11 protein-coding genes are annotated in these 11,327 nt (G+C 67.7%); 7 read left to right on the forward strand and 4 right to left on the reverse strand.

The genetic code is table 11. The annotated features are described in order from the left end of the window. Positions 1–669 precede the first annotated feature (669 nt). The gene (locus tag ETD86_RS56220; protein ID WP_170223686.1) at positions 670–1,005 is read left to right on the forward strand and encodes a hypothetical protein; all 336 of its coding nucleotides are present in this window, start codon (positions 670–672) and stop codon (positions 1,003–1,005) included. 899 nt (positions 1,006–1,904) lie between these two features. Here the strand turns inward: ETD86_RS56220 and ETD86_RS48100 are convergent. From ETD86_RS48100 to ku, 3 genes are all read right to left on the reverse strand, one after another. Next, complete coding sequence (locus ETD86_RS48100; protein ID WP_138673311.1) at positions 1,905–2,213, reverse strand: hypothetical protein; 309 nt, start codon at positions 2,211–2,213, stop codon at positions 1,905–1,907. Positions 2,214–2,686: 473 nt separating this feature from the next. Further along, complete coding sequence (locus ETD86_RS48105; protein WP_138673312.1) at positions 2,687–2,995, reverse strand: hypothetical protein; 309 nt, start codon at positions 2,993–2,995, stop codon at positions 2,687–2,689. A gap of 837 nt (positions 2,996–3,832) precedes the next feature. Continuing rightward, on the reverse strand, positions 3,833–4,714 hold the full coding sequence (gene ku / locus ETD86_RS48110) for a non-homologous end joining protein Ku (RefSeq protein WP_138673313.1): 882 nt from the start codon (positions 4,712–4,714) through the stop codon (positions 3,833–3,835). An 81-nt stretch (positions 4,715–4,795) separates the two neighbouring features. On the opposite strand from ku, the gene ligD (ETD86_RS48115) reads away from it, so the two are divergent. The 5 genes from ligD (ETD86_RS48115) (at position 4,796) to ETD86_RS48135 (ending at position 7,878) form a co-directional block, all read left to right on the forward strand. Beyond that, positions 4,796–5,677, forward strand: coding sequence for a non-homologous end-joining DNA ligase (ligD, locus tag ETD86_RS48115; protein WP_138673314.1), 882 nt, complete (start codon positions 4,796–4,798; stop codon positions 5,675–5,677). Further along, the gene (ligD, locus tag ETD86_RS48120; RefSeq protein ID WP_138673315.1) at positions 5,674–6,546 is read left to right on the forward strand and encodes a non-homologous end-joining DNA ligase; all 873 of its coding nucleotides are present in this window, start codon (positions 5,674–5,676) and stop codon (positions 6,544–6,546) included. Before ligD (ETD86_RS48115) ends, ligD (ETD86_RS48120) begins: the two co-directional genes overlap by 4 nt. 43 nt (positions 6,547–6,589) lie before the next feature. Next, entirely contained in the window at positions 6,590–6,793 is a 204-nt protein-coding gene (locus ETD86_RS48125) for a hypothetical protein (protein WP_138673316.1), read from the forward strand. A gap of 144 nt (positions 6,794–6,937) precedes the next feature. After that, on the forward strand, positions 6,938–7,558 hold the full coding sequence (locus tag ETD86_RS48130; RefSeq protein WP_170223687.1) for a TetR/AcrR family transcriptional regulator: 621 nt from the start codon (positions 6,938–6,940) through the stop codon (positions 7,556–7,558). Positions 7,559–7,647: 89 nt separating this feature from the next. Next, positions 7,648–7,878, forward strand: coding sequence for a DUF3107 domain-containing protein (locus ETD86_RS48135; RefSeq protein WP_138673318.1), 231 nt, complete (start codon positions 7,648–7,650; stop codon positions 7,876–7,878). Positions 7,879–8,261: 383 nt separating this feature from the next. Here ETD86_RS48135 and ETD86_RS48140 read toward each other — a convergent pair whose 3' ends face one another. Beyond that, complete coding sequence (locus tag ETD86_RS48140; protein WP_138673319.1) at positions 8,262–8,906, reverse strand: ferritin-like fold-containing protein; 645 nt, start codon at positions 8,904–8,906, stop codon at positions 8,262–8,264. A 360-nt stretch (positions 8,907–9,266) separates the two neighbouring features. Here ETD86_RS48140 and ETD86_RS48145 point away from each other — a divergent pair, with 360 nt between their 5' ends. Beyond that, on the forward strand, positions 9,267–11,246 hold the full coding sequence (locus ETD86_RS48145; protein ID WP_170223688.1) for a DEAD/DEAH box helicase: 1,980 nt from the start codon (positions 9,267–9,269) through the stop codon (positions 11,244–11,246). Positions 11,247–11,327: the final 81 nt, after the last annotated feature.

Here is an 11,327-nt window from a genome sequence, read left to right on the forward strand (position 1 = left end):
GGGCTGGGGCGGTTGGGGTAACCGCCACCGCCGCGGCCCTGTGGTCTGCGTCGTCGTCCGTAACGACAACCGCAACATCAACGGGCACGACCACCACGACCACCACGACAACAACAACAACGACAACAACAGGCGCTGGTAGCAGGGGCCGTGTGGAGAAGGTACAGGGATGAGTGCCCGTATTTCACGGGTGATCGCGGTTCACGGGATGGTGGATTCCGACTCGTGAATGCCGGGCACTCGGGGACGGCCCGCATGTTGGTTCGTGGTTCGGCCTGAGGTTCCTTTCTCTTCATCTTTTCACGGCAGATTTTCCCGGTGAGGGCTCCGCTGGTTTCGGCCAGGGAGCCCTCGCTGCGTCGTGTTTTCCGTCGCCGTGCGTTCTGGACGCGCGGCCGGCTTTTTGGCTTTTGCGGCAGGGCTTGCGTGCGCGTCTCACGGCCAAGTGGGGCCGCTCTATGTGCCGACGCGTTGTGCGAATGCCATGGAGTGCCCTTGTGTCGGGCAAGACTGGGCAAGTCCGGTTTGTCTCCGATTGCGCCGGATATATGCATGCCAAGGGTGATTGGTTGACAATCATCCGGAACGTCTCCGGGTAATCCGGTATCTCCGCGTTGTCTCGACACGTGGAGAAAACGGGGGCAAACCGATCCTTTAGGGGGAAACGCAATGCCCAAGCTCAAAAGTCTTATCGCAGGCCTCGCCGTTGGAACGGCGCTGACCGGCGGCGCGGTGACCGCTGGTGCTGCGACGACCGCAGCCAGCGCCGACGCCGCCACCCGGGTCAACACAGGCACGTCCGTCCTAACCGGTCACGGCTGCGGCTGGGGCTGGGGCCGCTGCGGCTGGAAGAGGAACGGCTGGGGCTGGAAGCACGGCTGGGGCTGGAAGCACGGCTGGGGCTCGAGGCACGGCTGGGGCAAGTGGCGCAAGCACCACAGCGCCGGCCGCGTCCGGATCGTCATCGTCAACAAGAACCACAATCACAACACCCACGGCAGGTAAGGGCCCACGCCCAAACCCGTGGCGCACGCTGACGCGCCACTGAGGAGTCCGCCAATGCGATGAACTCCGGCCATGCGAACGAGTGCCCGTATTCACCGGGATCGACGTCCCCCTCACCGGTACGACGTCACCCACCGAATACGGGCACTCAACGTTTCCCCACCACCTGCGACACTCAATGCCGTCCGGAGCCCGATCACGGCGATCTTCGCGCCCCGGCTCCGCCACGCCTATGGGGCGGCGCACACTTCGACCCTCAAGCACCCGCCACACGATCACCGGTCGGCTCCAGCCTGGCGGATGTTGGACCACATGCGGCTCAGGTTGCGGTGCAGCAGACGCTCGTTCCACAGATCATCGGGCGGCTTCGGCGACGAGACCGGCGACCCAGACCCAGCGCGGAGGAGACGCGTGCCTCCTTCAGCAGACGGGCCGCCCCCATGGCGACCGTCGTCCTGCCGACTCCGACCGGTCCGCTGAACAGCAGGATCCGCACCGCCGGCGCACGGCCACCTCGACGCTCATGAGGACCAGCTCGTCGGGCGCGCACACCAGCGACTCTGGACGCGGCCCGCGCGTGCCGGCCTGCCCGAACGGTCACGACAATGCAGGCACACACCGTACGGTCAGCTGGTTCCCGTGGGACGCACGCCCCGCGCCGCAATTCGTGACGGCCGAGAGCACACCGGCGCGGCAACCCCGCTGAGCCGGCCCGCCGGTGTCGTGAGTGCAGGAAAAATCGAGTGCCCGTATTCGGTGGGTGGACGTCGTTCTCGCAGAGGCGGACGTCGGTCCCGGTGAATACGGGCACTCGATCGCATGGCCGGAGTTCATCGCATCGGCGGACTCCTCAGCAGCGCATCAGCATGCGCCACGGACCCAGGTTCGGGCCTGGAGCCCTACCACCTGTCGCGGCCGTGGTCGTGATCGTGGTTGTGGTTGCGGTTGTGGTTCCGGTTGACGATGACGATCCGGATGCGGCCGACGCCGTGCTGGTGGCGGCGCCACTTGCCCCAGCCCCAGCCGTTCTTCCAGCCGCAGCCGTTGTTCCAGCCGCAGCCGTGCCCGGTCCAGGTGGACGTGCCAGTGCTGACCTGCGTTGCGGCGTTGGCGCTGGCCGCGGTCGTCGCCGCACCCACACTCACCACGCCACCGGTCAGCGCCGTACCGACGGCGAGGCCTGCGATAAGACTCTTGAGCTTGGGCATTGCGTTCCCCCTAAGGATTGATCTGCCCCGTCCCCCGCGTCTCCCGATAACACGGAGATACCGGATTAACCGGAAAGGATCTGGATGATTGTCAGCCAATCATCCTTGGCCTGCATATATCCGGCTTAATCACTAACAAACCGGAATTGCCTATTCTTGCCAGACACCAGCCCGCCCCATGGCACCCGCACAACACGCCACCGCATATAACCCGCCGGATCGGCCACCCCACGAAATCCGGGCGACGAGCGGAACACGACAAAGCGAGGGCTCCCTGGCTAAATGCCAGCGAGCCCTCACCGGAAAATCTGCCGTGAAAGACAGGAGAAAGGAACCTCAGGCCGAACCACGAACCAACACGCGGACCGCCCCCGAGCGCCCGGCATTCACGAGCCGGAGTCCACCATCCCGCGAACCGCGACCACCCGTGAAATACGGGCACTCATCCCTGCACCATCGCCACACAGCCCCTGTTACCAGCGCCTGTTGTTGTCGTGGTCGTGGTGCCCGTTGAAGTTGCGGTTGATGTTCCGGTTGAAGACCTTGACCCGAACACGGGCGTGTCCGTGGTGACGGCGCCACTTGCCCCAGCCCCAGCCGTTCTTCCAGCCGCAGCCGTTGTTCCAGCCGCAGCCATGCCCGGTCCAGGTGGACGTACCGGTGCTGACCTGGGTAGCGGCACCGGCGCTTGCCGTGGTCGTCGCCGCACCCGCGGCCACCACGCCACCGGTCAGCGCCGTGCTTACGGCGAGGCCTGCCATAACACTCTTGAGCTTGGGCATTGCGTTTCCCCCTAAAGGATCGATTTGCCCCGTTCTCGGACGCTTCCGAATTACGCTGGAAACAATCCCCCGGATGGCCACTTAAGCGTCATCCACCAAATGTCCTTTCCGGGACGAGACCCGGCAAACAGGAACGACCCCATTTTGCTATGTATTAACATTCTTATTGCATGCCTTAGACTTTTATTCCATGAAATAATATGAATTATGCCGATATGTCCTATTCGAAGATCGCCAACCGGCCGCCTGCCATCGGGCAGCGGAGCTCACACCTCAATCTCCCGGCCGCCGGGAAAGCCCGTCTCCCGCCGACAAGTCGAAGTCCGGCATGCGTCGTACCGGACAATCAACGGGCGCGGCAGCTCAATGGGGGCCGTATTCGTGAAGCGCCGCCGGCCGCTCGATGATCTGGCGTTCATCTCGTCCGCAGCCGCGTCCAGCCGGTCCAGGACCGTGCTCGTGAGCCGGCCCAGATGCCGGCATAGCCCCACCACGGCCCGATGCCCGAACCCGCCCGGTCCAGCGGCCACCGGTAACGAACGGGAAGCTCTGGACACGAGCGAAGGCTTCCCGGCTCAGCAGCACCATGGCGCCGAAGCCGGCCGAGCCCTCCGAACATCACTCGTGCACGTGACGACAGCGCTCGTGGGGAAGGGCCGGGGGACTGAGCGCGTGGGCCGTTCTCAAGGGCCGGTGGAGCGTGGCACCCCTGGCACGCTTACGGCAGCGGAGCGTGAGCTTTTGTCGCGCGCGGCGCTCGACTCCGGGGGTAGGTGCCGTGTGGGAGACGCTGCTGTACACATAGCCGTCCCGCCGCGAAGGACGAGGCCCCTTTGGCTATGCGGATTTGCGGGCCTTGCGTTTGGCCGGGGCCTTCTCTTCTTCCTTGTCTCCCTTGGACTTGCCGGACGCGGCCTTCTTCGGCTTTGCCGCCGGCGCGCCCTCCCGCTCCCGTTTCGCCGCCTCCACGCTCGCCCTCAGTGCCGCCATCAGGTCCACGGCCGGGCCCGCTTCTTCCTCCTCCGGCGCCGCGACGACCTCCTTGCCGGCCACCTTCGCCTCGATCACCTGCTGGAGCGCCTCGCGGTACGTGTCGTGGTGCTCGCTCGGGTCGAAGTCGGACTCCATCGTCGAGATCAGCGACTCGGCCATCTGGAGCTCTTGGGGGCGTACCTCGATGTCCTCCTCCAGGAACCCGAAGTCGGGCGTGCGGATCTCGTCCGGCCAGAGCATGGTCTCGAGGACGAAGACCCCGTCACGGACCCGGAGCGTGGCCAGGGACTCGCGCTGGCGCAGGGCCACCTTGACCACCGCGACCTGGCCCGAGCTCTCCAGGGCGTTGCGCAGCAGCACGTACGGCTTCGCCCCCTGCGCATCAGGCTCCAGGAAGTAGGACTTGGCGAAGTAAATGGGGTCGATCTGTTCGGCCGGGGTGAACTGCAGGACGTCGATCCTGCGTGACGTGCTCAGCGGCAGTCCCTCGAAGTCCTCGTCCGTGAGCACGACCATCTCGCCCGTGGGCAGCTCGTAGCCCTTCGCGATGTCGGAGTAGGGGACTTCCTCGCCGTCACTCGTGCACACGCGCTTGTAGCGGATCCGGCCGCCGTCCTCGCGGTGCACCTGGTGGAACGCCACGTCCTTCTGCTCGGTCGCGGAGTAGAGCTTGACCGGGATCGTGACCAGACCGAAGGAGATCGCACCTTTCCAGATGCTGCGCATGGTCACTCCTCAGCTCTCAACGGGTCGCCAATGGGGCACATACCCGTCATGGGGCAACCAATGCCATACCCAATTGAACCAATGCTGGCCGTACCTGGGGAACTACCCTCCGATCGCGAGCGGTACGGTCTCGAGGTCAAATGGGATGGCATCCGCGCCATCGTGCACCTCGACGGCGGGCTGAGGGTGACCGGGCGGCATGGGGTGGAGTACACGGGGCGGTATCCGGAAATTTCGGGGTTCGGGGTTAAGAACGCGATCATCGACGGCGAGGTCGTGGCACTCGACCCCCGCGGGCTGCCCAGCTTCGTCCGGCTGCAGCACCGCATGCACCTGACCGAGCCCGAGCCGGTCATGCTGGAGTTGTACCCGGTCACGTACATGCCGTTCGACCTGCTCTACCTCGATGGGATCCCGCTCTTCGACCTGCCCTACCGGGATCGCCGGGCGCTGCTCGACGAGCTGGACATCGGCGCGCCACCCTGTTTCCCCGGCGACTCCGACCTGCTCACCGCCACGTCCGAGCAGGGGTTGGAGGGCGTGATCGCCAAGCGGCTCGACTCCCCCTACCGGCCGGGCACCCGGTCGCCGTGGTGGATCAAGGTGAAGAACCTGAGCACCAGAGAGGTCGTGATCGGCGGCTGGAAACCGGGCAAGGGGCGCCGGTCCGGCGGGATCGGGTCGCTGGTCATGGGGGTGTTCACGGGGGCGGAGCTGACGTACGTGGGGCACGTGGGCACCGGCTTCACCGACGCCCTGCTCGACGAGCTCTACCAGGTGCTGCGGCCGTTGGAGATCCCGAGCAGCCCGTTCAGCAACGAGGTTCCGTGGCGGAATCGGTGGGTTAGGCCAGATCTGGTCGGGGAGGTGGCCTACACGATGTGGACCGACGAACAGCGGCTGCGGCACCCCGTGTGGCGCGGGCTGCGCCCCGACAAGCTCCCCTCGGAGGTGACCCGATGAAGGTCCCGGTCAAGGTCGACGGGCGTGAGCTGACGCTGAGCAACCTGAACAAGGTGCTCTATCCGGACTACGGCTTCAGCAAGGCCGAGGTCATCGACTACTACACCCGCGTCGCCCCCGTACTGCTGCCGCACCTCCGCGGCCGGCCCTTGACCGTCAAGCGGTACCCGAACGGCGTCAACGGCCAGTTCTTCTTCGAGAAGAACACCCCCGAGCACACTCCCGCCTGGGTCAGGCGTGCCAACCTGCCCGCCCCCGGCAGCACCAAGAACCGTGAGCGCATCGACTTCGCGATCGTGGACGACCTGCCGACGCTTGTCTACTACGCGAATCTTGCCGCCCTGGAGCTCCACGTACCCCAGTGGCGGGTCGACGAGGACGGAGAGGCGCTGAAGCCCGACACACTCGTGTTCGACCTCGATCCGGGCGCGCCCGCGACGATCGTCGAGTGTTGCGAGGTCGCGCTCATGCTGCGCGAGGTGCTGCAGGTCGAGGGCCTCACGGCCCGGCCGAAGACCAGCGGCAACAAGGGCATGCAGCTGTACGCGGACTGGGACTGCCGCGAGGAGCCCTCCGTGTACGCCAAGAGGCTGGCCCAGTTCCTCGAGAAGGAACGCCCGAAGCAGATCGTCAGCGTGATGACGAAGAAGGCGAGGCCGGGCAAGGTGTTCATCGACTGGAGCCAGAACAACCCGGCCAAGACCACCGTGGCGCCGTACTCGCTGCGGGCCAGGGAGCTGCCCACCGTCTCGACACCGCTGACCTGGGAAGAGGTCGAGGGGTGCGAGCGGCCGGAGGACCTGGTGTTCACGGCGCCGGACGTACTCGCCAGAGTGGAGAAACGCGGCGACCTTTTCGGCCGGGCGTAGGCTGGTTCCGTCCACACCAAGAGGGGGACCCAAGATGTCGGAGATGGACATTCGCGGAGACGAAGGGCCGTTCGACGAGGAGGGGGCCGAGTTCTCGGTCGAGACACCCGAGGCCGACGCGGCCGAGCAGCATCGGGAGGTGCGCCAGAACGCCGGCGTACGCGGTGAGCTGCCACTCGAGGCCGACCCCGGCGACGCGGCCGACCAGGACCGCGTGGTGGATCTCGACGATGACGAATACCGGTGAGACGGCGGATGGCACCGGGTGTGACGGCTTTCGGCGCGCGGCCACTCCGCGAAGGCGCTGTCCTGATGACGACTATCGCTGAGGCGTCGGCTACTCGCACGTAGGATGTCCGCACGACCCGCTGAGAGACCAATGGAGACCCGCGTGACCGCAACCCCGGACGCCAAGCCCCGGGGCACCCGGCTGCCCCGACTCGCCCGCCGCCGGCAGTTGCTGAGCGCCGCGCAGGAAGTGTTCGTGGAGAACGGCTATCACGCGGCCGCCATGGACGAGATCGCCGACCGGGCCGGGGTCAGCAAGCCCGTGCTCTACCAGCATTTCCCCGGCAAGCTCGAGCTCTACCTGGCGCTGCTCGACCTGCACGTCGACGACATGGTCAACCGCGTCAGGGACGCCCTGGCCTCCACGCACGAGAACAAACTGCGTGTGCAGGCGACGTTCCGCGCGTTCTTCGACTTCGTCTCCACCCAGGGCGAGGCCTTCCGCCTCGTCTTCGAGTCCGACCTGCGTAACGTCGCACCGGTGCGGCAGCGGGTGGAGCGGTCACTGCAGGAGTGCGCGGAGATGGTCAGCGCGCTCATCCAGGAGGACACCGGGTGCACCAGCGACGAGGCGCATCTGCTCGGCGTCGGCCTGGTCGGCATGGCCGAGGTGAGCGCCCGTTACTGGGTCACCACGCACGGCTCGATTCCGAAGGACGCGGCCGAGCAGCTCATGGCCCGGCTGTCCTGGCGGGGCATCAGCGGATTTCCGCGTACGGCATAACCCGTTCGCTGGGCGCGATCATTTGCGTTTTCCACGGGCGCGAGCGGCCACGATGGAGGTGAGCCAGCCCCGTCGAACAGGGAGCCACGATGGAAATCAAGATCGGCGTACGCTCCGTACACCGCGAACTCATTGTCGAGACTGACCTCACCGCCGACCAGGTTGAAGAGGAGATCAGGAACGCGTTGTCCGTCGATCGTGGCGTCTTCGCCATCACCGACGTGAAGGGGCGGCGGGTCATCGTGCCGGTGACCGCGCTCGGGTTCCTCGAGATCGGTGAGGATGAGTCGAGGCCGGTGGGCTTCGGCGGCACGCTCTAAAGACTCAACACGGGGTACGGCCGCCGGCGCCGTACCCCCGGCGTCACGGGCACGCCGACGCGAGCCTGCAGAGCGCGCTCACCCGCGCGCCGTCCCGATCAGGCAGCCACGAGGTCGCCGGCCGCGAGGCAGGTCATCCCGCTTCCGCTCGGTGGTCGGGCAGGCCCCGCTCCCCCTCCGCAAGACAGCGCGCGAAGTCCAGGGATTCGGCCCACATCTCGTCAAGGAACTGCCGTAGCGGCGCCAGGTCCTCATGCCTGGCACGGTACAACCGTTTCGTGCCTCGCGCCGCTCAATGAGCAGACCCGCCTCCGTCGACGTCTGCGGACGCTGTGCGGGCCGAGGCCCCTCTCCCTGCTCGGCGATCCGGCCCGTGAGCGACTTCAGATGCCCATGGCGGCCATGCGCTTGCCGTGCCCCTCCGTCAGCTTCGCGAAAAGTCGCGATATGTCCGCCTCGCCCTCGCCCACCGACTCCGCCACCAGCACCGCCAGCTCCGGCCGCGCCAAGGCCACCTGCTGCGCCTGGCTGAGCGCCTCGCCCACGAGCCGCCGTGCCCACAACGCCAGCCGCGCGCCCGCGGTCGGATCGGCCTCGATCCCGGCCCTGACCCGCTCGACCGCGAACTCCGAACGGCCCTCGTCCACCAGCACCTCGTCCACCAGCCCGGCGATCGAGGGATCCAGGTTCCTCGACGCCTCGCGGTAGAAGTCGTGCGCGATGCCGTCCCCCACGTACGTCTTGACCAGCGCCTGCAGCCAGTCGGCCGGCCGCGTCTGGGCGTGCCAGCCGTCCAGCGCCGCGACGAACGGCGACATCGCCTTCTCCGGATCGGCGCCGAGCTCGGCCAGGCGGTCGCGCAGCAGGCGGAAGTGGGCGTACTCGGTGACGGCCAGCTCGCTCAACCCCGCGCGATCGCCCAGCGAGGGCGCCAGCGTGGTGGCGTCCTCGGTCATCCGGGCGTAGGCGCTGAGCTCCGCGTACGCCAGCACACCGAGCAGGTCGACGACTCCTGGGGACTCCTTCATGAAAGGCAGCGTACTTCGCGGAGGTCGGGGAAATCTTCGGGGAACATAAGCGAGCTCGGCCTGCGTTGTGCTATCGAGTACACTGCTCTGTGAAAGTGCGACCGCACTGTGTAAAACGGGGGTTTTCCCCGAAGACCTTCGTTCCCCGGAGGCCGCGGTCGCTGATGACATGAGAGGGCTGGCTCTTCCGCGAGGACCCACGACACGGGGCTGTTTTCCGCCCGTCGGTCCCGGCAGGCCCGCCTTCATTGGAGATTGAGGCAGGCCACGCTGACGACTTTCCGAGACCTCGGAGTCACACCCGAAATCGCCGATGCCCTCGAGACTGAGGGCATCGTCACACCGTTCCCCATCCAGGAGATGGCGCTCCCGCTCGCGCTGAGCGGCCAGGACCTGATCGGTCAGGCTCGCACCGGCACCGGCAAGACCTACGCGTTCGGCATCGCGATGCTGCAGAGCATCGGCAAGCCGCGCAAGAACCGCAAGAAGCCCCGCGGGCTGGTCGTCGTGCCGACCCGCGAGCTGGCCGTGCAGGTCAGCGAAGACCTCGTGACCGCCGCGGGCAAGCTCGGGTCGCGGGTTCTGACCGTGTACGGCGGCCGTGCGTACGAGCCGCAGATCGAGGCGCTCAAGGCAGGCGTCGACGTCATCGTCGGCACCCCGGGCCGCCTGCTCGACCTGGTCAAGCAGAAGCACCTCGACCTGAGCCAGGTCAACTCCCTCGTCCTCGACGAGGCCGACCGCATGCTCGACCTGGGCTTCCTGCCTGACATCGAGCGCATATTCAAACTGATCCCCGCGGAGCGGCAGACGATGTTGTTCTCGGCGACCATGCCGGGCGAGATCGTCGCGCTGTCGCGCAAATACCTCAACCGTCCGACGCACGTACGCGCCGAGCACGAGACCGGCGAGGGCGAGGCCACCCCGCTGACGCGCCAGATCGTGTGGCGCGCGCACCGCATGGACAAGATCGAGATCGTCGCGCGGCTGCTGCAGGCCGAGGGCCGCGGGCTCACCATGGTCTTCTGCGAGACCAAGCGGGCCTGCGACATGGTCGCCGAGCAGCTCGACACCCGCGGCTTCGCGGTCGCGGCCGTCCACGGTGACCTCGGCCAGGGCCAGCGCGAGCAGGCGCTGCGCGCGTTCCGCAACGGCAAGATCGACGTGCTCGTGGCCACCGACGTGGCGGCCCGCGGCATCGACATCGACGACGTCACCCACGTGGTCAACTACGACTGCCCCACGGACGACAAGACGTACGTGCACCGCATCGGCCGCACCGGCCGGGCCGGGCGCACGGGCATCTCGGTCACCTTCGTGGAGTGGGAGGAGCTGACCCGCTGGAAGATGATCAACCAGATGCTCGGGCTGGACTTCGCCGAGCCCGAGGAGACCTACTCCACCTCGCCCCACATCTACACCGAACTCAACATCCCCGAGGGCACCAAGGGCGTCCTGCCGCACGCGAGCCGCTCGCGCGTGGGGCTGTCCGCGGAACGCATCGAGGACCTCGGTGAGACCGGCAGGCCTCGCGGGCGTGGCGGCCGCCGCCGCGACGAGGAGCGCCCTGCCGCCCGTACGCCGCGTCAGCGCCGCCGCACCCGCGGCGGAAGGGAGCTGGCGGAGACCGCACCCGTCGAGACCTCGGAGGTCGAGCTCGTGGATGCCAAGGCGGAGGAGATTCCCGCGATCTTCTCTACCGACGAGATCAAGGCCGCGGCCACTGAGCCGAAGCGGGCCCGTACGCGGAGGGGGGCGGCCACCTCGGCGATCGAGCAGGCGCTCGCCGACGCGCCGGAAGCTCCGGTGGCTCCGGTGGCTCCGGTGGCTCCGGTGAGGAGCACCGGCACGGCCGCCGCGGCAGAGGGGCCCGACGTTCAGGAGGCGCCGGCGAGGCGCACCCGCTCACGCCGGGCCGCGAACGTGGACGAGGCTCCGGCCGAGCCCACGCGCTCACGCCGGGCCGCCGCCAAGGCCGACGAGCCCGCCGTGGAGGCGGTCGCCCCAGTCGAGCCCGTCGTCGAGCCGGTCGCGCCCGTAGTGCAGCGGCAGGACGCGGTGGCGGCGCCCGCCGTCGAGCCGGTCGCGCCCGTAGTGCAGCGGCAGGACGCGGTGGCGGCGCCCGCCGTCGCGCCCGAGGCGACCTTCCTCACCACGCCGCCGCCCCCGGCGCGCAAGGAGCCGGAGCGGATCATCCCGCCGAGCCCGTTCACGGTGATCTTCCAGTCGCCGGACCTGGCATCGGACGACGATGACATCGCCCCGTCCGCCGCGACGGAGCGCAAGCAGCAGCGCCGCCAGCCCCGCGGCGGAGGCGGCAACCGCCGCCGCGCAGGCTGAGGCACGCATGAAGGCGCGCACCCGATTGGGGTGCGCGCCTTTCGCATGCCGGCGAGATTCGGGCGCGGGGATGGCCGGGCG

This window comes from Nonomuraea turkmeniaca (assembly GCF_005889735.1).
Lineage (GTDB): Bacteria > Actinomycetota > Actinomycetes > Streptosporangiales > Streptosporangiaceae > Nonomuraea > Nonomuraea turkmeniaca.

Excerpts from the sequence above, each read along its gene's own strand:
- ETD86_RS56220 (WP_170223686.1), top strand. The coding sequence starts at position 670 with ATGCCCAAGCTCAAAAGTCTTATCGCAGGCCTCGCCGTTGGAACGGCG.
- ETD86_RS48100 (WP_138673311.1), bottom strand. The coding sequence starts at position 2,213 with ATGCCCAAGCTCAAGAGTCTTATCGCAGGCCTCGCCGTCGGTACGGCG.
- ETD86_RS48105 (WP_138673312.1), bottom strand. The coding sequence starts at position 2,995 with ATGCCCAAGCTCAAGAGTGTTATGGCAGGCCTCGCCGTAAGCACGGCG.
- ku (WP_138673313.1), bottom strand. The coding sequence starts at position 4,714 with ATGCGCAGCATCTGGAAAGGTGCGATCTCCTTCGGTCTGGTCACGATC.
- ligD (WP_138673314.1), top strand. The coding sequence starts at position 4,796 with ATGCTGGCCGTACCTGGGGAACTACCCTCCGATCGCGAGCGGTACGGT.
- ligD (WP_138673315.1), top strand. The coding sequence starts at position 5,674 with ATGAAGGTCCCGGTCAAGGTCGACGGGCGTGAGCTGACGCTGAGCAAC.
- ETD86_RS48125 (WP_138673316.1), top strand. The coding sequence starts at position 6,590 with ATGGACATTCGCGGAGACGAAGGGCCGTTCGACGAGGAGGGGGCCGAG.
- ETD86_RS48135 (WP_138673318.1), top strand. The coding sequence starts at position 7,648 with ATGGAAATCAAGATCGGCGTACGCTCCGTACACCGCGAACTCATTGTC.
- ETD86_RS48140 (WP_138673319.1), bottom strand. The coding sequence starts at position 8,906 with ATGAAGGAGTCCCCAGGAGTCGTCGACCTGCTCGGTGTGCTGGCGTAC.
- ETD86_RS48145 (WP_170223688.1), top strand. The coding sequence starts at position 9,267 with ATGGCGCTCCCGCTCGCGCTGAGCGGCCAGGACCTGATCGGTCAGGCT.